25 protein-coding genes are annotated in these 21,184 nt (G+C 67.7%); 14 read left to right on the top strand and 11 right to left on the bottom strand.

Going from position 1 to position 21,184, the window contains the following annotated elements; all coding sequences use genetic code 11:
* Nucleotides 1–25 precede the first annotated feature (25 nt).
* The 3 genes from A3ES_RS48875 to A3ES_RS0129915 all read left to right on the top strand — a co-directional run bounded on the left by A3ES_RS48875 (nucleotide 26) and on the right by A3ES_RS0129915 (nucleotide 2,192).
* Nucleotides 26–310 (top strand): hypothetical protein, encoded by a 285-nt coding sequence (locus tag A3ES_RS48875; RefSeq protein WP_157630816.1) that lies wholly within the window; start codon nucleotides 26–28, stop codon nucleotides 308–310.
* Between the two features lie 40 nt (nucleotides 311–350).
* Entirely contained in the window at nucleotides 351–1,511 is a 1,161-nt protein-coding gene (locus A3ES_RS0129920; RefSeq protein WP_020390529.1) for an epoxide hydrolase family protein, read from the top strand.
* An 84-nt stretch (nucleotides 1,512–1,595) separates the two neighbouring features.
* On the top strand, nucleotides 1,596–2,192 hold the full coding sequence (locus tag A3ES_RS0129915; RefSeq protein ID WP_026163331.1) for a response regulator transcription factor: 597 nt from the start codon (nucleotides 1,596–1,598) through the stop codon (nucleotides 2,190–2,192).
* A gap of 36 nt (nucleotides 2,193–2,228) precedes the next feature.
* Here A3ES_RS0129915 and A3ES_RS53510 read toward each other — a convergent pair whose 3' ends face one another.
* Together A3ES_RS53510 and A3ES_RS52940 are read right to left on the bottom strand one after the other, a co-directional pair.
* A complete protein-coding gene (locus A3ES_RS53510) occupies nucleotides 2,229–2,363 on the bottom strand; it encodes a SapB/AmfS family lanthipeptide (RefSeq protein WP_085955588.1) in 135 nt (44 codons plus the stop codon).
* Between the two features lie 142 nt (nucleotides 2,364–2,505).
* Nucleotides 2,506–2,910: an NAD-dependent epimerase/dehydratase family protein gene (locus A3ES_RS52940; RefSeq protein WP_237745092.1), complete on the bottom strand. Its 405-nt coding sequence runs from the start codon at nucleotides 2,908–2,910 to the stop codon at nucleotides 2,506–2,508.
* Nucleotides 2,911–2,925: 15 nt separating this feature from the next.
* On the opposite strand from A3ES_RS52940, the gene A3ES_RS55640 reads away from it, so the two are divergent.
* Both A3ES_RS55640 and A3ES_RS0129895 read left to right on the top strand, forming a co-directional pair.
* Complete coding sequence (locus A3ES_RS55640) at nucleotides 2,926–3,153, top strand: hypothetical protein (protein ID WP_020390525.1); 228 nt, start codon at nucleotides 2,926–2,928, stop codon at nucleotides 3,151–3,153.
* A gap of 340 nt (nucleotides 3,154–3,493) precedes the next feature.
* Entirely contained in the window at nucleotides 3,494–4,120 is a 627-nt protein-coding gene (locus tag A3ES_RS0129895; RefSeq protein ID WP_020390524.1) for a DUF2461 domain-containing protein, read from the top strand.
* A gap of 342 nt (nucleotides 4,121–4,462) precedes the next feature.
* Here the strand turns inward: A3ES_RS0129895 and A3ES_RS0129890 are convergent, their stop codons facing one another.
* Nucleotides 4,463–5,335, bottom strand: coding sequence for a helix-turn-helix domain-containing protein (locus tag A3ES_RS0129890; protein WP_020390523.1), 873 nt, complete (start codon nucleotides 5,333–5,335; stop codon nucleotides 4,463–4,465).
* 475 nt (nucleotides 5,336–5,810) lie between these two features.
* Here A3ES_RS0129890 and A3ES_RS0129885 point away from each other — a divergent pair, with 475 nt between their 5' ends.
* Together A3ES_RS0129885 and A3ES_RS0129880 are read left to right on the top strand one after the other, a co-directional pair.
* Nucleotides 5,811–6,002 (top strand): hypothetical protein, encoded by a 192-nt coding sequence (locus tag A3ES_RS0129885; protein ID WP_020390522.1) that lies wholly within the window; start codon nucleotides 5,811–5,813, stop codon nucleotides 6,000–6,002.
* Nucleotides 5,999–6,214, top strand: a complete 216-nt coding sequence (locus A3ES_RS0129880) for a hypothetical protein (RefSeq protein ID WP_040455865.1) — start codon at nucleotides 5,999–6,001, stop codon at nucleotides 6,212–6,214. The genes A3ES_RS0129885 and A3ES_RS0129880 overlap by 4 nt, the downstream gene beginning before the upstream one ends.
* Nucleotides 6,215–6,456: 242 nt before the next feature.
* Here A3ES_RS0129880 and A3ES_RS0129875 read toward each other — a convergent pair whose 3' ends face one another.
* The gene (locus A3ES_RS0129875; RefSeq protein ID WP_020390520.1) at nucleotides 6,457–6,690 is read right to left on the bottom strand and encodes a DUF397 domain-containing protein; all 234 of its coding nucleotides are present in this window, start codon (nucleotides 6,688–6,690) and stop codon (nucleotides 6,457–6,459) included.
* A gap of 701 nt (nucleotides 6,691–7,391) precedes the next feature.
* Between A3ES_RS0129875 and A3ES_RS0129870 the strand changes: the two genes are divergently transcribed.
* Both A3ES_RS0129870 and A3ES_RS0129865 read left to right on the top strand, forming a co-directional pair.
* Nucleotides 7,392–8,219 carry an SAM-dependent methyltransferase gene (locus tag A3ES_RS0129870; protein WP_020390519.1) on the top strand — a complete coding sequence of 276 codons (828 nt, stop codon included), beginning with the start codon at nucleotides 7,392–7,394 and terminating at the stop codon, nucleotides 8,217–8,219.
* A 267-nt stretch (nucleotides 8,220–8,486) separates the two neighbouring features.
* Complete coding sequence (locus A3ES_RS0129865; RefSeq protein ID WP_157630815.1) at nucleotides 8,487–9,287, top strand: hypothetical protein; 801 nt, start codon at nucleotides 8,487–8,489, stop codon at nucleotides 9,285–9,287.
* A gap of 38 nt (nucleotides 9,288–9,325) precedes the next feature.
* On the opposite strand, the gene A3ES_RS0129860 is transcribed toward A3ES_RS0129865, so the two are convergent.
* Nucleotides 9,326–10,813, bottom strand: coding sequence for an alpha/beta hydrolase (locus tag A3ES_RS0129860; protein WP_020390517.1), 1,488 nt, complete (start codon nucleotides 10,811–10,813; stop codon nucleotides 9,326–9,328).
* Nucleotides 10,814–10,967: 154 nt separating this feature from the next.
* Between A3ES_RS0129860 and A3ES_RS0129855 the strand changes: the two genes are divergently transcribed.
* The gene (locus tag A3ES_RS0129855) at nucleotides 10,968–12,104 is read left to right on the top strand and encodes an NAD(P)/FAD-dependent oxidoreductase (RefSeq protein ID WP_020390516.1); all 1,137 of its coding nucleotides are present in this window, start codon (nucleotides 10,968–10,970) and stop codon (nucleotides 12,102–12,104) included.
* A gap of 123 nt (nucleotides 12,105–12,227) precedes the next feature.
* Here the strand turns inward: A3ES_RS0129855 and A3ES_RS0129850 are convergent, their stop codons facing one another.
* Nucleotides 12,228–13,190 carry a helix-turn-helix domain-containing protein gene (locus A3ES_RS0129850; protein WP_337587773.1) on the bottom strand — a complete coding sequence of 321 codons (963 nt, stop codon included), beginning with the start codon at nucleotides 13,188–13,190 and terminating at the stop codon, nucleotides 12,228–12,230.
* Nucleotides 13,191–13,280: 90 nt separating this feature from the next.
* Between A3ES_RS0129850 and A3ES_RS0129845 the strand changes: the two genes are divergently transcribed.
* Nucleotides 13,281–14,171, top strand: a complete 891-nt coding sequence (locus tag A3ES_RS0129845; RefSeq protein ID WP_020390514.1) for an ABC transporter ATP-binding protein — start codon at nucleotides 13,281–13,283, stop codon at nucleotides 14,169–14,171.
* A complete protein-coding gene (locus A3ES_RS0129840) occupies nucleotides 14,168–15,004 on the top strand; it encodes an ABC transporter permease (RefSeq protein ID WP_020390513.1) in 837 nt (278 codons plus the stop codon). Before A3ES_RS0129845 ends, A3ES_RS0129840 begins: the two co-directional genes overlap by 4 nt.
* Before the next feature lie 73 nt (nucleotides 15,005–15,077).
* Here the strand turns inward: A3ES_RS0129840 and A3ES_RS0129835 are convergent, their stop codons facing one another.
* Nucleotides 15,078–16,091 carry a sigma-70 family RNA polymerase sigma factor gene (locus A3ES_RS0129835; RefSeq protein WP_026163329.1) on the bottom strand — a complete coding sequence of 338 codons (1,014 nt, stop codon included), beginning with the start codon at nucleotides 16,089–16,091 and terminating at the stop codon, nucleotides 15,078–15,080.
* Between the two features lie 64 nt (nucleotides 16,092–16,155).
* Between A3ES_RS0129835 and A3ES_RS0129830 the strand changes: the two genes are divergently transcribed.
* Both A3ES_RS0129830 and A3ES_RS0129825 read left to right on the top strand, forming a co-directional pair.
* Nucleotides 16,156–16,734, top strand: coding sequence for a DinB family protein (locus A3ES_RS0129830; protein WP_020390511.1), 579 nt, complete (start codon nucleotides 16,156–16,158; stop codon nucleotides 16,732–16,734).
* The gene (locus tag A3ES_RS0129825; RefSeq protein ID WP_020390510.1) at nucleotides 16,731–17,351 is read left to right on the top strand and encodes a maleylpyruvate isomerase family mycothiol-dependent enzyme; all 621 of its coding nucleotides are present in this window, start codon (nucleotides 16,731–16,733) and stop codon (nucleotides 17,349–17,351) included. Before A3ES_RS0129830 ends, A3ES_RS0129825 begins: the two co-directional genes overlap by 4 nt.
* 72 nt (nucleotides 17,352–17,423) lie before the next feature.
* Here A3ES_RS0129825 and A3ES_RS0129820 read toward each other — a convergent pair whose 3' ends face one another.
* From A3ES_RS0129820 to A3ES_RS48865, 4 genes are all read right to left on the bottom strand, one after another.
* A complete protein-coding gene (locus A3ES_RS0129820) occupies nucleotides 17,424–18,191 on the bottom strand; it encodes an alpha/beta fold hydrolase (protein WP_026163328.1) in 768 nt (255 codons plus the stop codon).
* Nucleotides 18,192–18,406: 215 nt separating this feature from the next.
* Nucleotides 18,407–19,417 (bottom strand): 1-aminocyclopropane-1-carboxylate deaminase, encoded by a 1,011-nt coding sequence (locus tag A3ES_RS0129815; protein WP_020390508.1) that lies wholly within the window; start codon nucleotides 19,415–19,417, stop codon nucleotides 18,407–18,409.
* Between the two features lie 102 nt (nucleotides 19,418–19,519).
* A complete protein-coding gene (locus A3ES_RS0129810) occupies nucleotides 19,520–20,182 on the bottom strand; it encodes a GntR family transcriptional regulator (protein WP_020390507.1) in 663 nt (220 codons plus the stop codon).
* A gap of 22 nt (nucleotides 20,183–20,204) precedes the next feature.
* Nucleotides 20,205–21,116 (bottom strand): DMT family transporter, encoded by a 912-nt coding sequence (locus A3ES_RS48865; RefSeq protein ID WP_020390506.1) that lies wholly within the window; start codon nucleotides 21,114–21,116, stop codon nucleotides 20,205–20,207.
* Nucleotides 21,117–21,184 lie beyond the last annotated feature (68 nt).

The raw sequence follows: 21,184 nt of genomic DNA, 5'->3' as shown, positions 1-21,184 counted from the left end.
GGGGCAGTCGGGTCGTGTCGTCGACATGCCCGTGGGAGCCGGTGTCGCGATGACGACGGTGAACAAGATTCTGATCATCGCCGGGGTGGCTCTGCTGCTCGGCGGGGTGGCTCTCGGCTTCCGCTCGGTCTCGGCCAGCGGCGCCGACTGCGGTTCGGTGTTCCAGCCGGCCGGTGGCATCACCCCGATGGCCTGCGACGGCCGCCTGAACAGTTCGGGCACGCTCGTCACGCTGATCCTGGTGGCCGGCGGGCTGTGCCTGGCCGCCGCCCTCACCGTCAAGGTGGTGCGCGACCGCGTCGCGGCATAACCCAGGTGCGGGACCGGACGCCGTGCTGGAGGGTGCTGCCATGAGCCTCGAACCGTTCCGGCTAGACGTCCCGCAGGCCGAGCTGGACGACCTTCACGCCCGCCTCGACCTGACTCGGTGGCCGGACGAGCTGCCCGGCGTCGGGTGGGCGTACGGCGTACCGCTGAAGTATCTGCAGGATCTCGTGCACTACTGGCGTCATGAGTACGACTGGCGCGAGGCTGAAGCGCGGCTCAACGAGTGGGAGCAGTTCACCACCACGATCGACGGCACCAGGGTGCACTTCGCCCACATGCGCTCGCCCGAGCCCGACGCGACGCCGCTGCTCATCACCCACGGCTGGCCCGGCTCGATCGTCGAGTTCCAGGAGATCGCGGGCCCGCTGACCGATCCGAGCGCGTACGGCGGCGACCCGGCCGACGCTTTCCACCTGGTGCTCCCGAGCATCCCCGGCTTCACGCTGTCGGGTCCGACCACGGAGACCGGCTGGGAGTACGAGCGGGTCGCCCGCGCCTTCGCCGAGCTGATGAAGCGACTCGGCTACGCCCGGTACGGCGTACAGGGTGGTGACTGGGGTGCGGCGATCTCGCGGGAGCACGGGCGGCTCCACCCCGAGCGCGTCATCGGCGTACACCTCAACCTGATCCCGGGTGGGGGAGCGACCTCGGAGCCGACTGAGGAGGAGCTCGCGCCGCTGGCTCCGGCCGAGCGTGAGCGCACCTGGGCGTCGTGGCGCCGGTACGAGGCCTGGCTGAAGGACTCGCAGGGGTACGCCGACCTGCAGTCGACCCGGCCGCAGACGCTGGCCTACGCGCTGACGGACTCACCGGTCGGTCAGCTGGCCTGGATCGCGGAGAAGTTCGAGGAGTGGTCGGGCAGCACGCCGATCGACCGCGACCACCTGCTCACCAACGTGACGCTCTACTGGCTGACCCGTACGGCGGGATCGTCGGCGCGGATCTACTACGAACGGGCCCACGCTGCGTACTGGGGTCAGCCGATCGAGCGGTCCGGCACGCCGACGGCGCTCGCGGATTTCCCCGAGGACAACTTCATCCCGCTGCGACAGGTCGCGGAAATGACGAACAACATCGTTCGCTGGACTGAATTCGCCCGGGGCGGCCATTTCCCCGCGCTGGAAGAACCGGAACTCCTGGTCGCCGATATTCGCGCATTTTTTCGGGGACTCGCTCCGGGGTGACAACCCGGCGGATCCCCTTCAGGATGGGGGGAACCGGGTTCTGGGGGTGAGGCCTGGGAACCTGTCGCAGGGGGGAGCGGGGCGGTGATCCGGATATTGCTCGGACACCGCGGCACATTGCTGAGGGGTGCGCTGGCCGCGGTGTTGTCCAAAGAAGAAGATTTACACGTGGTGGCCGAGTTCGGCCGGACAAGGGACGTGTTGTCGGCCCTGAACAGGGTCCATCCTGACGTCGTCGTGGTCGAAGCGCGGATGCCGGCCGAGATGGGGATCGAGGAAGTCAGCCGGCAACAGTCCAGGATGCTCATCCTGGTCGACCGGGGCGACGCGGTCGGGGCCAACCTCGCGCTGGCCCGGCTGGCACCGAGGGTCGGGCTGATCGCCACGGACGCATCACCGGACGAGCTGGTGGTCGCGGTCAGGCAGCTCGCGCACGGCCGGCCGGTGCTCGACCTCGAGTTGGCGATGACGGCACTGCACGCCAAGCAGAATCCGCTCACCGAGCGGGAGTGCGAGGTACTACGGATGCTGACGACCGGTGCCACGGCGCAGGAGATCGCGCACAAGCTCTGCCTGAGCGCGGGGACGGTCCGCAACTACCTGTCGCACATCCTGACCAAGACCGGCGCTCGCAGCCGCATCGAGGCGATTCGCAAGGCCGAGGAGGCCGGCTGGATCTGACGGCTCCCCAGGTGCCGCCAGATCATTACCCGTCGGTCAGTGACAGAGCAGCAGGCTCAGGTTGCTCGGGCGCTGGGACCCGCAGCCGAGGATCGTCAGCGTGCTGCCCCCGCCGCCGCCGCCCCCGCCACCGGTGGGAGCCACGAGACCCTGCAGACCGAGAAGTGCCATCTTCGCCATCTCCTTCTGTTCGTGGGGTTACTACCGCGCACATCGTCGTCCGCGGCGGCCCACCCGGCGTAGTGGATGACGTCACAACTCACCCGTGAGGAACGCAGTACAGAAGTGGTGCAAACTTCCCGTCACGAACCCTCTACAGTCCGTGATGATTCAGCGGTCGATCCTGAGCTTCCCGTTGTCGACCAGCCAGCCGAGCGCGTCCAGCGTCGCGCGCGACCGACCGGTTGGCCAGTGCGGCGAGGAACACTCCGGCGACGTCGGCCGCGTGAACATGCTGGACGGTCTCCAGCCCGAGGTTGGGCAAGGCGAGTTCGTTGCCATTGGCAAGGGCTTCGAAAACGCCGAGGTCGAGATGGCCGGCGGGGTTGACCGGCGGCCAGCCTGGTCCGCTGATGTGCCCGGGACGGATGACGGTGGCCGGCAACCCGTCGCGGCCGAGCAGGTAGCTCTCGATCGCGGCCTTGGCGATTCCGTAATCACCGAAGGGCACCGTCACGGCCTCTTCCGGCGTAGGGACTATGGCGCTGGGGCCGTGCACCCAGATCGTCCCGCAGTGCAACAAGTGCCGCACCTGACCGCGAAGCGCCTCACCGAGCTGCCGGGCGCTCTCTTCGGTGAAACAGATCAGGTCGATCACCACGTCCGCGCCGAGCGCCCGAACCCTTTCCCCAAAGGTCCCGGCGGCATCCTCCGCGTCGCGATCGATGGTGGCTCGACCCGCTGGAAAGCCGAGCCCGCCCGGTACGGCGTACGCTCGCCGCGGCTGAGCACGATGACTTGATGCCCCGCCTGCACCAACACCCCCACACAAGGACACTTTCCTCCCCGAACGGGCCTGCGCTCCGGAGTGATAGGTCGGCACCGATGGCCGGGCTTGCTACTTTCGTCGCCCTCCGGACCGCCACCACTCACCAACCTCGCCTGACCAGTCTTGGTCAGGCGTGGATAGCTGTGCTCTGGGCCGGATATGGCGCGTTGGCATGTGGTGGCGGTCCGGTCCCTCCGCCAACTCCAGGCCGACGCCGCCTGACGCGCTTACGCTCCCTCCAGCACCGCGCTGGACTCATCTGGCCGCCGCAACCACTCGAACAACCGCGGGCGCGGCGAACTATGGTGACCACATGAGTTTCACCGGCTTCCCGGCGGCGGCGCTGGACTTCTACGACGATCTCGAGATGGACAACAGCAAGACGTTCTGGACGGCGAACAAGCACGTGTACGAGGAGTCGGTGCGGGCGCCGATGGTCGCGTTGCTGACCGCGCTGGAGGAGGAGTTCGGGGCGGCCAAGATCTTCCGGCCGTACCGTGACGTCCGGTTCGCGAAGGACAAGACGCCGTACAAGACGGCCCAGGGCGCTTTCATCGCGCTCGGTCCGGCGACCGGGTGGTACGTGCAGGTGTCGGCGCCCGGCGTGCGCGTGGGGGCAGGCTTCTACGAGGCGTCGGCCGATCGGCTGGCGCGGATCCGGACGGCGATCGACGAGGAACGACGCGGGAGCGAGCTGGAGAAGTTGCTCGCCGACCTGCAGACCGACGGCTGGGAGCTCGGTGGCGACAGACTCAAGACGACACCACGCGGGTACGACGCCGGCCACCCACGCATCGAGCTGCTCCGGCACAAGTCGATGACGCTGGGCAAGTCCTACGGCTTCGAGCCGATCATCCACAGCTCCGAACTCGTCGACGAGATCCGCCGCGACTGGCGCGCAACCGCACCCTTCCTCGACTGGGTCACCGCCAACGCCTGACCATCGCCCCAGCCGCAATCGCCGCCGTGTGCCGTGGCCGGGGTCGCAGCGCGCGGCAGCGGACCGCCACCACTCACAAACCTCGCCCGGTCAGTCCTGGCCAGGCGTGCGTGGGTGTGGCTTGGGCCGTGTAGAGCAGGTTCGTGAGTGGCGGCGGTCCGGGCCTTCTGTCCGACCTCGTGCGAGCTGTCCTCAAGGGTCGGCCAGCCTCGATGAAGCATCGACGAGATCAGCGCTGCCCGCACCGCCTCCGATCTTCGGCTTGTAATGCACGACCTCGGCCAGCCGGTTCCGCAGTACACAGGCGCAGAAAGTCCTCGTTGTCCACAGGGCTGGAGCAGCTCAGCGGTCGTAGTCGTGCAGGATGGCTGCCAGGCGGTCGCGGGTTTTGCTTGGTGGGGGAGCGGCGACGCAGAGCGCCTCCATTGTTGCCGTGTACTGGTCCAGGTCTTCGAGCTTGTCCAGGTAGAGCGCGCTGGTGAGGTGCTCGATGTAGACGATGTCCGGTAGGTCCTGCTCGGGGAAGCGCAGGATGCTGTACGCACCGCCGGTGGCTGCGTGGCCGCCGGAGTCGAAGGGCATCACCTGGAGCGTCACGTTCGGCAGGTGCGACGCCTCGATCAGGGACTCCAGCTGGACCCGCATCGCCTTCAGCCCGCCGATCGGCCGGCGCAGTACCGACTCGTCGACGACGGCCCACAGGCGCACCGGGTTCGGCCTTTGCAGGATCTCCTGGCGGTTGACCCGCAGCGAGACACGGCGCTCGACCTCTTCGGCCGGGATCAGCCCGCGACCGAGCTGGACGACGGCGCGCACGTACTCCTGGGTCTGCAGCAGGCCGGGCACGAACTGGAGCTCGTAGGTACGGATCAGCTGCGCGGCGGCCTCGAGACCGAGATAAGAGTGGAACCAGCTGGGCAGTACGTCGCCGAAGCGGTGCCACCAGCCGGGGTTGTTCGCGTCGCGGGCCAGCGACATCAGCCGCTCGCGCTCTTCGCCGTCGTCGAGGCCGTAGAGGGTCAGCAGGTCGCGGACATCGCGCTCCTTGAATCCGACCCGGCCCAGCTCCATCCGGCTGACCTTGGATTCGGAGGAGCGGATCTCCCACCCCGCATCGGACCGGGTGATCCCGGCCGCTTCACGCATCCGCCGCAGGTGCGCGCCGAGAATGATCCGCAGCGCGGTCGGCCCGCCTTGGGCGCCCGACTCCGTCACACTCACCTCCGACGCCCCAGCTCGAACCCAACGGTGGCCTATTACCCCGACCGAATCATCTCACGGCGCGGGCGTGATCTGTCGAAGTTCTTACATAAGAGCCGGGGTGATGTCCAGCGACCGGCATCGATTCCACCTTCCGTCACCCTGTGTGACCGACGATCAGGGCCCTTCCTCGTGCAAGCCGGCCGGTCGCCAGACCGGCAATCGCTTCCCCGTCAGCTTGATTCGGGCGTTTCGCGCTCAGATGAGCAGGTTTGGGGCCGTCGCTGAGCCTTCAGTTGGTCACAAGTCGAAAACGTGCGAATGCACGTGCATCGGGCGCTTGCATTCGTTTCGTGCGACCGCCATGATTGCTACATGCACAGAAGGTGAGCTGAATCTCGCGAAAAGTGACATCGCGTGATGCGGCAGGCCGGTCCTACAGACCCGCCGGGCAATGCGGCCGGCATGACTGGTTGGGGAACCCGAGTCGATGAGTGACGACGACACAGATGCCGTCGAGTTCGCTGCCCGCCCCTCCGGCGAGCGGGCCCCCGACGAGCTGACCGAGCGGGAGATCCAGGAACTGGTGGCGCGCTGCCCCGAGCAGCAGCGCTGGGCCTTCGAGGGCTGGCTACGAGGAGAGCGTCTGCTGGACGGCGATCCGATCGTGAGCCTGGGATGACCACCGAACGAGCGGGAGGCTGGAAAATGGTGCGGATCTGGTTGGGCGACCACCTGATCGCCGAGTACGTCGCGGAACCCGACCGGGCCTCGCGCTACCAGCGGGTGATGACGCCCAAGTTCACGGGTCTGCGGATCACCGTGGACGGCGCGGCGACCACCGGCGCCTCCGAACTCCCCAGCGAACAGCTCTGGCCGCTCACTGTTCAGTGAGCCCTTGTTTTCCAGGGTTGTGCAGTAGTGCCGTGTACAGCGCGGGCGGTGTTCGCCCGCGCACCTGAACTGAGGAAAGGCCGGCCTCCTAGCGGAAGGCCGGCCTTTGTTATTTCCAGCGGTACACCGTCGCGTGATCTCGCCGGCCGGGATGTCGCAACGAGATTGTGTGCTGCCCGCAACGTTAAGAGGCCCCTTCACCACTCGCCTGGTGAAGGGGCCTCTTGTCTTGCCGGGAGCGTCTAGGCGAGATCGTCGAACTCGCCGTCGAGGACACCACCGAGGAATGCTTCGATCTCGGCCTTTGTGAAGACCAGCGCCGGTCCGTCCGTGTGACGCGAGTTCCGCATCGCCACACCGCCGCCAGGAAGCTTCGCTACCTCTACGCAGTTGCCGTTCGGGCCACTCCGCTGACTTTTCCGCCAGGTCAGCTCGCTCATCGAGTCGCCGGGCATGCCGTTGTAGACAGCAGTCATCAGCTGCACCTTCCGTACGTCTTTGGCATATGCACGTGCATTTGGGCTTGCATTTGCATCGTACACGTTGGAGGGCCTCGTGTCCGGTCCTTTACGAAGCGTGCTCAAACGCCCGTTGGGTGCCCGCCGAAGATGGCTGTCCGTGACCGTTTTCGCCCCGTCGTCCCGCCCAAAACCCGCTCGCCATCCCCTGGCGGTCCCTTGCCCCGGGAGCAGGCAACCCCGCAGCGCGTCCCATCGGCCGGCCCCCCGGTACGGCGTACCGGGGCCTTCCCGACGAGTGCGCCATGCCCGCACCCGCCTGCTCGCCCTCCAGTCCCACCTTGTGCACGCGCTGAGCGTTCTACTGGCGGGTAGGCGCCTTCCCCGTGCACAAAGTGGGATGGGACTGGGCCGGCCGCTGGCGTCAGTGGGCATGCGCGGCGGGCGTCGGCGGGGCGGGTGGCGCGAGGTGGGAATGTGAAGAAGTCGGGGCGTTGGTTTGCGGGTGAGGGGTGGGGGAAGAAGGGAGGATGCGGCGCAATTGGTCGAGTGTTGGGCGTAACTCGGGAACGCCTTGTGTAGTTGAGAGATCAGGCAAGGGTCCGGAGTTTGTTAAATCAACTCAGGGACACTCCCGTAACCGCCGGACCAGGCTGCCACTGGTATGCAGATGCACTACTATGACGGCAACGATTCCCTACGACTCAAAGGCTGCGCCGATGGCGACTCCCGACGGCCCGGATGCTCCTCCGGAGTTCGACACCACCCAACCGACCATCGCTCGCGTCTACGACGCATTGCTCGGTGGTAAGGACAATTTCGCCGCCGACCGCGAAGGTGCGGCGACCTACCTGAAATACGTTCCGGACGCCGGCCGGGTCGCGATCGACAATCGCGACGCGCTGGTCAAGGGCGTGCAGTACCTGGTACGAACTGCGGGGATCGACCAGATCCTCGACATCGGCAGTGGGCTGCCGACGCAGAAGAACACCCACCAGGCCGCTCAGGAGATCAACCCTGAGGTCAAGGTGGCCTACGTCGACAACGACCCGATCGTGCTCGCGCACGGCCGTGCGTTGCTGGCGACCAACAACAGCACCATCGTCGTCACCGCGGATCTGCGCGAGCCGAAGGGCATCCTCGAGAACAAGGAGATCCAGGCGCACCTGGACTTCAGCCGCCCGATCGCGCTGATGGTCGTCGGCATCCACATGCACTTCCACGACGACGAGCAGCCGGACGAGTGGGTCCGGACGATCATGGACCAGCTCGTCCCGGGGAGCTACCTGTTCATCACCGACTTCGTCGACACCGGCGAGCCGCTGCAGAAGGCGATCGAGCAGGCCGGCCTGGAGAGCCTGGGCAACGGCTGGGTCCGGACCCCGGAGCGGATCACCGAGCACTTCCTCGGCCTGCCGCTGATCCCGCCGGGCCTGGACTTCCTCGCCCGCTGGTTCCCGGAGGACCCGGAAGGCGACATCACGGACGCCGAGGACCTGCAGCCGTACCAGCGCATCCTGATGGCAGGCATCGCCAAGAAGTCCTGACCCTCAGCACCTCGAAGGCGCGTACTCACTCCCCCTGATCATTCGCCCCTTTTTGACCCTCGCCGCTCAGCTGCAACTCCGGGCTGTCTCCGCAGAGGGTCAAAAAGGGGCGAATGATCAGGGGTTGGTGCGCGCCTTCTGCGTTTCCGCCGTTCCCGAAAGGTTGCCAACTCGCCCTGACTGGTTGTGACTGGACGGGCGGGGTACCGGCAGAATGAGGCATAGACCAGCCCCTAGCGACGGAGTACCAACGTTTTCGTGTTCCGGATGATCAGGACGGTGCCCGCCGACGCGGTGGCCATCGTGCGGTTCTATCCGCCGATGGTGATCTGCTTCGCGGCCGCACTGGCCGGTACTGCGCTCGTCTTCGACGTCTTCTACCTCGTCGCCAGCCCGGGGCTGACGCTGGCTGCGGTCTATACCGTGCCGGTGCTGGCCGGGCTGATCGCCGGACTGGTCGCGGCGGCCGACGACGTCGAGCTCGAGCGCCGGGTGCTGGTCTGGACGATCGCCGCGACGGTTGCCACTGGTATCACGAACGTGGTCGTGGTCGCGATGATCGCGGCGATGCGGCGAACCGGACCGTCGGACTGGAAGGCGGGTGGTCAGTCGGTCCTGTTCGCCGGCTGCACTGTGCTGACCGTCGCCGTGCTGGTTGTAGTGGTCGGCGCTCTGATCCGCACCCTCGGGATCGACATCAAGACGAAGCTGCCGCCGAAGCAGAGCTACGTGCCGCCGGCGCCGCTCGCCAAGCCGAAGGTTGTCGTCAGCAAGGAAGGTGCGGCGCGAGCGAAGCCTGCCCGGGTCGACCCGGTGCCTGACGAGTCGGGTGACCTCCTGGTGGACGAATCGGAGAGCGGACGCCGAGTCGAGCCGGTGCCGGCCCTGACGCCGCCCTCGTTCCTCCCACCGCTGCCGAAGGTGATCGACCTCGACGAGGCCCGACCGGTAACGCCCTGGGCCGAGGGCACCGGGCACGCCGACCGCCGCGGCTCGCGTTCTCGGCGGATCCCAGCGGTGCCGCCATCTCGTCGCCCGCAACGACCGGGCCGCCGAGGCGAACGCTGACTCACGTCCGCCCCGGCGCGCTAGGTTCGGCATCTTGATCAGGCGTGGCAGGTCCGGTCGGTCGACGGAAGCTGGCCCGATCCGAGGTAGTCGATCACGAGCCGATCGACACACTCGTTGCCGTACTCACCGAAGACACCATGTGTCCGAGCGTTCCGCAACGTCACCAGCCGGGACCCGGTCAGTGCCTGGTGCAACACCTTCGCCTGCGGATAGGTCGTCCGCGGATCACCGTCCGCCGCGACCAGAAGAGCCGGTACTGCGTTCGCGACCCGCGTCGGCTTCTCCACCGGCTCGCCCGGCCAGAATGCACACGCCAACAGGTTCCGCGTGAGCGCACCGAAGTACGGCTCGCTCTTGCGGTGCCGCTGGATGTCTCGCCAGTAGCTGTTCAGGTCGCGGTCCGCGGCCCGGTCGCCGCAGATGATGGCGATCTGCGCGCTCGCGCCGGCCGCCATCTCCTGGCCGAACAGCAGGTCGAGGAACTGCCCGAACTGCTCGCCCGGCTGAACCGGTCCAGTGGTTGCCTTCAGCAACGTCTGGATCATCGCCGCGAATCCTGCCCGGGCCGGATCCCGATCGTTCGCGAGCTGGCTCATCAACAGCAGCGGCACCATGCTGTCATCCAGTGGATGCCGGCCAACCTGCAGCGGCCGCTCACTGCTGACCCGGTAGATCCGTTGCACCTTGGCCATCACCTGATCGGTCGTCCGGCCGAGGTGGTACGTCCGATCCCGCGCCGCGGCCCAGCCGGCCCATGCCCGCAGGGCTGCCTCGTTCGCCGGCCCTGCCGTCTGGAGCAGAGCAGGCCCGTACTGGTCGGGATCGACCGGCCCATCCAGTACTACGCGGTCAAGTCGGCCCGGGAACATCTGCAGATAGACAGACCCCAGATAGGTCCCGTACGAGTACCCCAGATACGAAATCTTCTCCTCACCGAGCGCGGCCCGGATCTGGTCGATGTCCCGCACGGTGTTCCGCGTCGTCACGTACGGCAGCAGCGCGGCCTGGCTGTCGCTGCACCGCTTGGCAAGATCCGCCTGCTTCCGCGCACCTCGCTCGAAGCTGGCGCGAGTCGCTCCCGCAGACCAGATGCCATTACCATCCGGCCACTTGCAATCCAGCGGCGTACTTCGTCCGACGAACCGCGGATCCATCCCGATCAGGTCGTACCGCGTCCCCGTCTCCTGCATCGCCGTCCGCAACCGCACCGGCATGCCGAGCCCCGGCCCGCCAGGCCCACCGTCGTTCAGCACCATCGTCCCGATCCGGTCCCCGGTCGCCTTCAATCGCGACATCGCGATCTGGATCTTCTTCCCCTCCGGCCGCCGATAATCCAGCGGCACCGTCAACTCCCCGCATTGTGCGCCGGCCCGATCGAGCTCAGCCCCTTCCTCATCACCCGGCCCGGTCTGACACCCGTGCCACTTGATCCCACCAACCTTCCCGGGTTCCGCAGCCGCCGCCACCGGCATCACTCCACCGGCCAGCAGCAACCCCAGCCCGGCAACCAAGATCCGCTTCATGAAATCTCCTCTCTGGACATACCTCCGACGCTAGAAACGAACCCGCCCCGGCACACTCACGCCAGCACCCGTCCCCAGGTGGCGCAGGCGCTACCCAGGCAGATCGATCGCGCACGACCTCAGCGGCATCACGGAGAAGAAGTAGCCTGCGGGTGTGCTGTGGGATCTCGTGGTGATCGGGGCCGGGCCGGCGGGTGCAGCGACTGCGCTCGGGGCCTTGGCTGTCGAGCCTGGGTTGTCGGTGTTGGTGCTGGACAGGCAGGACTTTCCGCGGGACAAGGCGTGTGGCGACGGTATTGCGCCGCAGGTCTTCGACTTGCTGGCCGAGGTCGGTGTCACGGGCTTGGTCGATGACCGTACGCCGGTGCGGCGGCTCTCGTTGCGGCGTGGAGAGCTGGGAGTCGATCGGCTGATGGCTCGACCTGCGTGGGTGGTTCCACGGGCCGTGTTCGATCACCGGCTTGTCGAGGCGGCACAGGCGGCCGGCGCGGTACTGCGGAAGCAGCGCGTGCGCGGCATCGACGTACGGGCTTCGTCGGTCTTGGTCGGTGGCGGCGATGAGGTCGAGGGGCGGGTGGTGGTCGGGGCGGATGGGGCGCATTCGGAGGTACGCCGGGCCTTGGGGCTGAAGGCGGGACCGACGGCGCTGGCGTTGCGTGGGTATGCGCCGACGCCGCCGGATCGCGCCGCGCAGCAGGTGATCGTGTTCGGGATGGCGAGGCAACCGTCGTACGCGTGGTCGTTCGATCGCGGAGATGGCTGGTCGAATGTCGGCTATGGCGAGCAGTTGCGGGCGGGGCGGCAGCCGACTCGGGCAGAATTGCTGGCCCAGTTGGAGGTTTTGTTGCCAGGGGCAAGTGTCGGTGGCGAGAACTGGCGCGGGCATCAGCTGCCGTTGTCCGGCTGGTCGTGGCGTCCGCAGCGCGGGCGGGTGATGCTGGTCGGGGATGCCGCCGGGTTGATCAATCCGATGACCGGCGAAGGGATCTACTACGCCGTTGCGACGGGGTTGCTCGCCGGGCGGGCGGCTGCGCGCGCAGTACGGCGAGGAGACCCGGGTCTGGAGTATCGGCGATCGGCGGCCAAGCTGCTGGGGCAGCACTTCCGGCACACCACGCTGGCTGCCCGATTAACGAGGTCGGGACGCGTACTGGACGCGGGCATCAAGGCGTCGGCGGACGATCACCGGGTCTTCGACAACCTCGTCGAGATCGGCCTGGCCGACGGCGTACTGCACTCCGCCTCGCTCCGGCAGGTCGCGAAGCAGTTGATGGGAAGGGGAACACCATGAAGCTGCGAATCATAGCGACAACGCTGGCCGTCGTGGCAGGGCTGCCTATGCGGTTTCCTCGACGGGTGAAAAGGGGGCGAATGAACGAAGGGGTGTTGGCGCCAGCCGATGCGCGGCGCCGTATCAAGTGAGCGCCAGCCGTTGCGCGTCCGTGAGCCGGGGGGTGGCGATCTTATAGGTGCTGGGGGCAACTAGTTCGACGGCTAGTGGGTCGGTGAAGGCTTCATAGGCCTCGGCGGTCGCCAGTGCAATGGCGACGCGGGTGGTGGGCCAGTCGAGGGCGTTGGCCAGTTGGGTCGTGGTGACCGGGCGGGCGGCGTGGACCAGGGCGGCCAGGATGGTGACGGTGTCTTCGGCGATCTCTTGAGTCGGGCCGGCACCGGCCATGTCGTCGCTGAGTTGCTGGAAGAACAGGCTCATCCGCTCGAGCCGCTGGCCGGCCGGCGTGGCCGGGTCGAACAGGTCGGCGCCCTTGCGCGCGGTGTCGGCCCAGTTGGCGTTGGCGCGGGCGCTGGTTCGCCAGGCCTGGACCCAGATGTCCTCGGCGATCAGGTAGTGCTCGTGCCGCTTGCCGGGGTCCGGCTCACGGCGTACTAGTTCGATGCCTTCGAGGTAGGCGATCGCCTTGGAGATCGAAGCGGGGCTGACCTTCAGCTCGCGGACGAGTTCGGCCGCGGTGAGGCTGGGAGCGTCCGCGGTGTAGAGATAGGACAGGACGCGCGACGCCATCCGTGGCAGGCCTGTCTCCACCATCGTCTCGGCGAAGAGTTCGGCGTACTCCCGGACTGCCAGGCGATCCCGGCCGTAGGCGTCCGTCGTCGGCGCTGACTCCGCCGGGGTGGAGGGCTTGCGGCGGCGGGCGCGCGAACCGGTCGCGAGGTGGGCGTGCTCGGCGCGGTAGCCGGTGCGTCCGCCGTTGCGGGTGACCTCGCGGCTGATCGTCGAGGTCGGGCGGTCGAGCTCCCGCGCGATGTCGGCGTACCCGTGGCCGTCGGCCAGCCGGATGGCGATCAGTTGCCGGTCCTGCTGGGTCAGCCGGCCGCCTGGCATCTCGTCCTCCTCGGTTGCATTAGCACTCAAAGTCATTGCAACAATAGCCGATCTTTCTTCGTTTAGTGCGGTTCAGGGGCTCGATCAGTGTTGCCGACTTGTGAAACGCAACGTAGCTTCCGGGATATGACGAGAACCGATGAAGTCGTGCTCGAGGTCGACGGGCTGCGGATGCGGTACGGCGCGACCGATGTGCTGCACGACGTGACGCTGCGGGCGCATCGCGGCGAAGTACTGGCATTGCTCGGCCCGAACGGCGCCGGGAAGACGACCACGATCGAGATCCTGGAAGGGTTCCGGTTGCGGTCCGCCGGGCGGGTGCGGGTGCTTGGCGTGGACCCGGCGGATGGCGACGAGCGGTGGCGCGCACGGCTGGGCGTAGTACTGCAGTCCTGGCGGGATCATGGCAAGTGGCGGGTGGGTGAGTTGCTCGCGCATCTCGGCGAGTACTACGTGCCGTACTCGACCGCCGAGCGCCAGCGGCCGTGGGATGCCGACGAGCTGATCGCGGCGGTCGGGCTGACCGAGCATGCGGGGCAGAAGATCAAGACGCTCTCCGGCGGGCAGCGGCGACGGCTGGACGTGGCGATCGGGATCGTCGGGCGGCCCGAGGTGCTGTTCCTTGACGAGCCGACGGTCGGGTTCGACCCGGCGGCGCGGTACGAGTTCCACGCGTTGGTGCAGCGGCTGGCGGCCGACGAGGGGACGACGGTGCTGCTGACCACGCATGATCTCGCCGAGGCCGGCAAGCTGGCCGATCGCATCATGGTGCTGACCGCCGGGCGGATCGTTGCCGCTGGCACCGAAGCCGAGCTGACCCGGCAGATCGCCGGCCAGGACGAGGTGCGCTGGACGATCGACGGCCGGCAGTTCACCGAGTCGACCGGGGAGTCGACCGCTTTCGTCCGCGGACTCTTCAACCAGTACGGCGAATCGGTGGCCGGGCTCGAGGTTCGCCGGGCGACTCTCGAGGACACCTATCTGACCCTGGTACGAGAGAGCGAGGTGGCCCGATGACGGCGATCAAGACCGGCTGGCGGCGCGGGCTGATCGAGCTGCGGCAGTCGTTCACGAACCCCGGCGAGCTGTTCAGCCACTTCCTCTGGCCGGTGCTGATGCTGGTCGCGCTGTTCTTCCTGCGGGACAGGTCGTTCGGGTCGACCGGCTTCGCGCTCGGCGCGCTGGCCCTGCCGAGCATCCTCGGGATGAACGCGGCGATGGGCATGGTCAGCATGAGCCAGCAGCTCACCGCCGATCGCGAGGACGGCACCCTGCTGCGGGCCAAGGCGATCCCGAACGGGATGGTCGGTTATCTGGTGAGCAAGGTGGTCTCGGTCGCGGGCGGGTTGCTCGCGGATCTGGCGATCCTGCTGATCCCCGGGCTGCTGATCATCGGCGGCCTCGCGGTCGATCGGCCGGGCGCCTGGCTAACGCTCTTGTGGGTGCTGTTGCTCGGATTGCTGGCGACATTGCCGATCGGGGCGATCCTGGGATCGGTCTTCACGAGTGCGCGGTCGCAGGGGTTGATGCAGCTGCCAGTGCTGGGGCTGATCGCGATCTCGGGCATCTTCTACCCGGTCACGGCGCTGCCGACCTGGCTGGAATGGATCGCGCAGTTGACGCCGATCTACTGGCTCGGGCTCGGGATGCGGTCCGCGTTGCTACCGGGTGAGGCGGTCGCGGTCGAGATCGGCGAGTCCTGGCGACACCTGGAGACGATCGGCGTACTCGGGGTCTGGGCGGTGCTCGGGTTGCTGCTCGAACCCGTCGTACTGCGAAGGATGGCGCGGCGGGAGTCGGGGTCGACTGTCGCGGGCCGCCGCGAGAAGGCTTTGCAGCGACTCGGCTGAGGGCGTGCGGTCTTCGAGTAGCGACGAGGTCGGCGGAGTACCGGGCGCCTTGAGGCCCGGAGTACCGGGTGTCTTACTTCGTTGCCGGGAGGCCGAGGAGGGCGAAGTTCTCGAGGCCGATGAAGGAGGTCACGCCGGCGATCTTCTCGTCGCGCAACGTCAGCACGCTGACCGACCAGCCCGTGTGCTCGCTGTCCGGGGTCATGCCCAGGTAGCAGGCGATCGCGGGCTGGCCGTTCGCGGTCGTGATGACGTTGCGCCAGCTCGGGCATCTGGTCAGCGGGATCTCGATCGCGAAGTCCATCACCGCGGCGATCCCGCTGTACCAGTGGCCGAGCGGCGGCATCGACCAGGTGACGTCCTCGGTGAGCAACGCGACGAGGGCGTCGGCGTCACCTCGTTCGAGGGCGGTCGAGTAGCTCGCGACGAGCTCCTGGACGCGGCCGTCGCCTAGTTCGCGGATCGTCTGTTGCTGGCTGGCGGCCGGGACCTTGTCGGCCACGATCCGGCGGGCGCGCTGGAGTGCGCTGTTCACCGAGGCTGTCGAGGTGTCCATCATCGTGGCGATCTCGGCCGCGCTGAACCCGAGTACCTCGAACAGCAGGAGTGCCGCGCGTTGGTTGCCGGGCAAGTGCTGGAGCGCGGCGACGAAGGCGAGCTCGACCGCCTCGCGCTGCTCGTAGCGGGCGACCGGGCCGCCCGCAAGTTCGCCAACGGCGTACGGGCCGAGCCAGGCGATCTCGGTGAGCGGTGCGTCGTCCAGTACTGCGCGGTCGCTCGACGGGCTGAGGTCCATCGGCAACGCGCGGCGGCCACGGCTCTCCACCAGGTCGAGGCAGGTGCGGGTGGCAACCGTGTAGAGCCAGGAGCGGAGCGTGCTGCGGCCCTCGAACCGGGCGATCCCCTTCCAAGCACGCAGCATGGCGTCCTGCAGGGCGTCATCGGCGTCGTGCGACGAACCGAGCATGCGGTAGCAGTGAGCGTGCAACTCGCGACGCAGCGGCTCGACCAAGCGGGTGAAGGCGGCGTCGTCGCCCTGCTGCGCCAGGGTGAGGTCCTCGATCAGTTCCACGGAAATTTCACTCACACCGATGAGTCTGCCTCATCCGGGGAGTCCTACCTGCGAACCGATCACCAGAGAGGACCTTCCGATGGACCTGAAAGCCGACTTGCATCACTATCTGCGCACCGCCCGCGAGGCGGTGTTGTGGAAGCTTGACGGGCTGTCGGAGTACGACGTACGCCGCCCGCTGACCCCGACGGGAACCAACCTGCTCGGCCTCGTCAACCACCTGGCCGGCGTCGAGATGCTGTACTTCGGCTTCGTGTTCGACCGCCCTGTCGCCGACCCGCCCGAGTGGTTCCGTGAGGACGCCGAGCCCAACTCGGACCTGTGGGTACCGGCTGCGCAGTCGCGCGAATCCGTCGTCGAGCTGTATCGGCGGGCCGCGGCTCACGCTGACGCGACAATCGCGGACTTGGACGTGGAAGCCACCGGCTACGTGCCGTGGTGGTCGCCGGAGCTGGCCAAGGCTCCGCTGCGGCGAGTGATGATCCACGTGATCGCCGAATCCCACCGCCATTCCGGCCACGCCGACCTCACCCGCGAACTGATCGACGGAGTCGTCGGTCTCCAGCGCCCGAACGACTTCATCCCACCGGGCGACGAAGCCTGGTGGAAGGCTCACTACGACCGCGTCGAACTGAATGCCAAGGAGGCTGCGCGATGAGCGAGTTGATGGGGTGGGTCGAGGCTGAGCGGTTGTCGTTCGCCGATCTGCTGGACGACCTGAGTGATGACGAATGGTCGGCGGACTCGTTGTGCGCCGGCTGGACGGTGACCGATGTGGCGGCGCACCTGACTCTGTCGACGCGGACGACGTTAGGCATGGTCGTGTGGGGCGCGATCAAGGCGCGCGGCAGCTTCGACCGGATGGAGGCGGAGCTGGCCCGGCGGCGCGCGACGCAGTACAGCCGAGGGGAGCTGATCGAGCAGATCCGCTCCACCGCGGGCTCGGAGCGCCATACGCCCGGCTCGAGTCACGTCGACTGTCTGCTGGACGCGTTGGTTCACGGGCAGGACATCGCTCGACCCCTCGGCCGGGCGCGGACGATGCCGACAGAGCCTGCGATCGCGGCACTCGAACACGTCCGTACCAGCGCCTTCTACGGCGCCCGCAAACGCTTGCGCGGCGTACGGCTGGTGGCAACCGACGCCAACTGGTCAGGCGGCGACGGCACCGAGGAACTCCGCGCCCCGCTAGCCGACCTGATCCTTCTGGCCACCGGCCGCCCCGCCGGCCTGAAAAACGCCTCAGGCCCGGGCCTCGCCCACCTCACCCTGTGAACTCGCGGAGCCGCGGGCCGGCCTGGGTCGTGGAGCGGCGTGCTGGCTCGTGCTCGTGGAGTGGCGGGCTGGTTAGCCGATGAAGTCGCGGACGAGAGGGCTGGCGATGTTCTGGAATTCGTGGAAATAGGCGTGGCGGGCGCCGGGGATGACATGGGCCCTGGCGTCGGGGATGCGCTCGGCGAGAAGTTCGGCGTTGGCAGCCGGACTGAACACGTCGTCCGAGCCATGCAGCACCAGCGTCGGCGCCTTGATTGCGGGCAACTCCTCCCACGCCTCGTGGCTGTTGCTCGCGACCAGATGCCGCCCCTTCGCGTACACCGGCATCGTCGCGTCACCCAGTACGTCGTACGGCCCGGTGTGCTCGGCCAGCCACTCCGGCGTGTACATCAACTCGAGCAGAACCCGATCCCGCGCACCCTGATCAGCCGTCGCCAACGCCCGCCGGATCTCCTGACTGCGCTCGAAACCATGCTTCTTGCCAGGCGACGTACACCCAAGCACCAGCGACCGCACCCGCTCCGGAAACCGGATCGCGACCCACTGCGCAACCCGCCCACCCATCGACGTCCCGTACACGTCGGCCGTCTCCACCCCAGCATCATCCAGCACCGCGATCACATCCGCCGCAAACCCTTCGGTGCTATGGGCAACATCCGGCCGATCGCTCTCACCGGTACCGCGCCAGTCCAGGGTGATCGTGCGCCGCTGGAAGTCCCCTCGCACTTCATCCCACCACCGATGCGAATTAGCCTGCCCCGCCAGCAAGACCAGCGGAGCCCCTTCCCCCTCAACCTGATAAGCAATCCGGCACCCATCCGCACCCACCGCAAACCCCATACCCCCATTATCGCGCCGGCCACGTCGACCACCCCACCAGCCACCCGACCCCGATCGCCGCGAACGGGGGGAGGCGCCCGGCGGATGCTCAAGGTTGGGGGCGGCGGATCGCCAGCACTGTCAAACCTGTGGTCGAGGCGCGACATGCCTGGGGGAAGCGTTTGCTGGCGAGGTTCGGTAGTGGTGGCAGTCCGGCCCACCGGGAGCCTTTGGGGTCAGGACTTGAAGAGGGCGGAGTAGGCGTTGAGGGCTGGTTGGCCGCCTAGGTGGGCGTAGAGGACTGTGGAGGTGCGGGGGATTTCGGTGCTGCGGACCAGGTCGATCAGGGCGGCCATCGACTTGCCTTCGTAGACGGGGTCGAGGATGACGCCTTCGAGGCTGCCGGTGAGGCGGATGGCGTCGAGGGTGCTTTGGACGGGGATGCCGTAGTACTGGCCGGCCCAGCCTTCGAGGACGGTGATTTCGTCGTCGCGGAGTTCGCGGCCGAGGCCGATCAGGGCGGCGGTGTGGCGGGCGATCTTCTCCACCTGGGCGCGGGTCTCGTCGATCTTGGCGGAGGCGTCGATGCCGATCACGCGGCGCGGACGGTCCTGGCCGGCGAAGCCCGCGATCATGCCGGCGTGGGTGGAGCCGGTGACCGAGCAGACCACGATGGTGTCGAAGAAGATGCCGAGGGCCTCTTCTTGCGCCTGTACTTCGTTCGCCCAGTTCGCGAAGCCGAGGCCGCCTAGCGGGTGATCGGACGCGCCCGCGGGGATCGCGTAGGGGATGCCGCCTTCGGAGCGGATCTCTTCGAGCGCGTTTTCCCAGCTCTCCTTGAAGCCGATGCCGAAACCGGCCTCGACCAGTTCGAGCTGGGCGCCCATGATGCGCGACAGCAGGATGTTGCCGACCCGGTCGTTGACCGCGTCGGGCCAGTCGACCCAGCTCTCCTGGACCAGGCGGGCCTTGAGCCCGAGCGACGCGGCGACGGCTGCCACCTGGCGGGTGTGGTTGGACTGGATGCCGCCGATCGTGACGAGGTGGGTCGCGCCCTGGGCGAGGGCGTCGGGCACCAGGTACTCGAGTTTGCGCGTCTTGTTGCCACCGAACGCGAGCCCGGAGTTGCAATCCTCCCGCTTGGCCCAGATCGCCGCCCCGCCGAGATGCTCGGACAACCGCTTGAGCGGGTGGACCGGGCTCGGCCCGAAGGTAAGGGGATGGCGGGGGAAGTCGCTGATGCTCATCGAGGCTCCTGTCATTGGATGCCGGTCGGGGTGGCCGGCTACGGGCTCGACGGAAGGCGGAGCGGACTCAGCCGCCGCCCTCGGCGAGCAGAGGTCGCGGGGTCAGCCGTCGTCTTCGGCGAGTAGCGGTTCGAGGGTGAGCCAGTTTTCGCGGGCGGCTAGGGCGGCGGCGTCTGCGTCGCCGGCGGTGGCGTGGGTGATGATTTTGTCGTGCAGGGCGGCTGAGGTGCGGCCGGTCAGGGAGGCGAAGCGGATTCGCTCGATTCGGCGGAGCATCGGGGTGACCTGTTCGAGCACCGAGCGGATCATCGGGTTCGCGCACGCCTCGACCGCGACCTCGTGGAAGTCGTCGTCGGCCGCGAGGGCCGCGTCGACATCGTTCGCGCGCAGGGCCAGGCGGAAACGCCGGTTCGCTCCGCGCATCGCCCGGAGCTCCTGCTCCGACATCAGTGGCACCGCCTCGCGGACCGCGAGCTCGTGCATCGCGGCCGCCACCAGCTGGGCGGATCTCGTCTCGCGGACGTTCAGCGGGCTGACGATCGTGAAGCGGCCCGGCTTGGTCTGCACGAGTCCGGCCTGCTCAAGCCGGGCGAGTGCCTCACGGATCGGCGTACGGCTGATGCCCAGCCAGGCGATCAGATCGGGATCGTTCAGCCGCTCGCCGGGTGCGAGGGTGCCGTCGACGATCGCGTCGCGGATCGTCCGGTAGGCGTCGTCGCGCAGCAACGATCGGGCGACAACACCTTGGGACTCCGGTACTGGCATGCAATATATTGCACGCCGAACATCACCGGATGTCAACTTCCTCCCGTACGACGACCGCCGGCGCCACCGTCCGCGGTCGATAGAGCCCGACCAGCAACCCGGCAATGACCAGCGCGACCCCGACGAGCTCACCCGGCGCAGGAAGCCCGAAGCCGAGGACCAGCGAGGTGATGATCGTGCCGACCGGGATGACCCCCGCGAACAGACCGGCCCGGTCGGCGCCGAGTTGAGGAAGAGCGCGGTACCAGAGCAGGAAGGCCACGCCACTCACCAGCACAGCGAGGTAGGCCAACCCGCCGAGCTCGGCGAGGCTCGGAGTACGAACGAAGGCGGAGCCGTCCGTCAGCAACCCGAGGCCGAGCAGCATCGGCACCGAAGTGGCGGCTGTGTAGGCGGACACTCGCACCGGCCCCAGCCGGACCAGCAGCGGAAGCGCCAGCAGGGAGAAGCACGCTTCGCAGGCGAGCGCGCCGACGGAGTACAGGATGCCTTGCAGGTCAGAGGTTCCGAGTCCGGAGGCGACACCGGTGCCGGCCACCACGATCGAGGCGGCGACGAGGATCCGCCCGGACGGCCTGGTACGCCGCATCAGTGGCCCAGCGAGCGCCAGGACGATCGGGACCGTCCCAACGATTGTCCCGACGATGGCCGGGTTGGCGTGCTTGGTCCCCTCGATGACGAAGAGGTTGAACAGAACCAGCCCGGTCGCGGCCAGCGCGATCAGTAGCAGCGTCTCGCGGGTGGTCGGCCGGATCAGCGGGATCCGCCGAGCGAAGGCGACGGCGAACAGCAGCACGGCGGAGATGAGGTAGCGCGCGGCCTGGCCGCCGTAGAAGGGAAACTCATTCACGACGCCGGAGACCGCCGCAAGGCTGCCGACCAGGAACATCGCGCCGCACGCCCTGCTGTACGCCGGCCAGGAATGGTTGCTCATGCTCTCAACCTAAAGCCATTTTGGCCCGCCACAGAGGTCCAAAACTGATCAGAACGAGTGGACCATAA

This window comes from Kribbella catacumbae DSM 19601 (assembly GCF_000372465.1).
GTDB classification, from domain to species: domain Bacteria; phylum Actinomycetota; class Actinomycetes; order Propionibacteriales; family Kribbellaceae; genus Kribbella; species Kribbella catacumbae.
The sequence above is the reverse complement of the archived record's forward strand: the minus strand, read 5'-3'. Positions and strand labels throughout refer to the sequence as shown.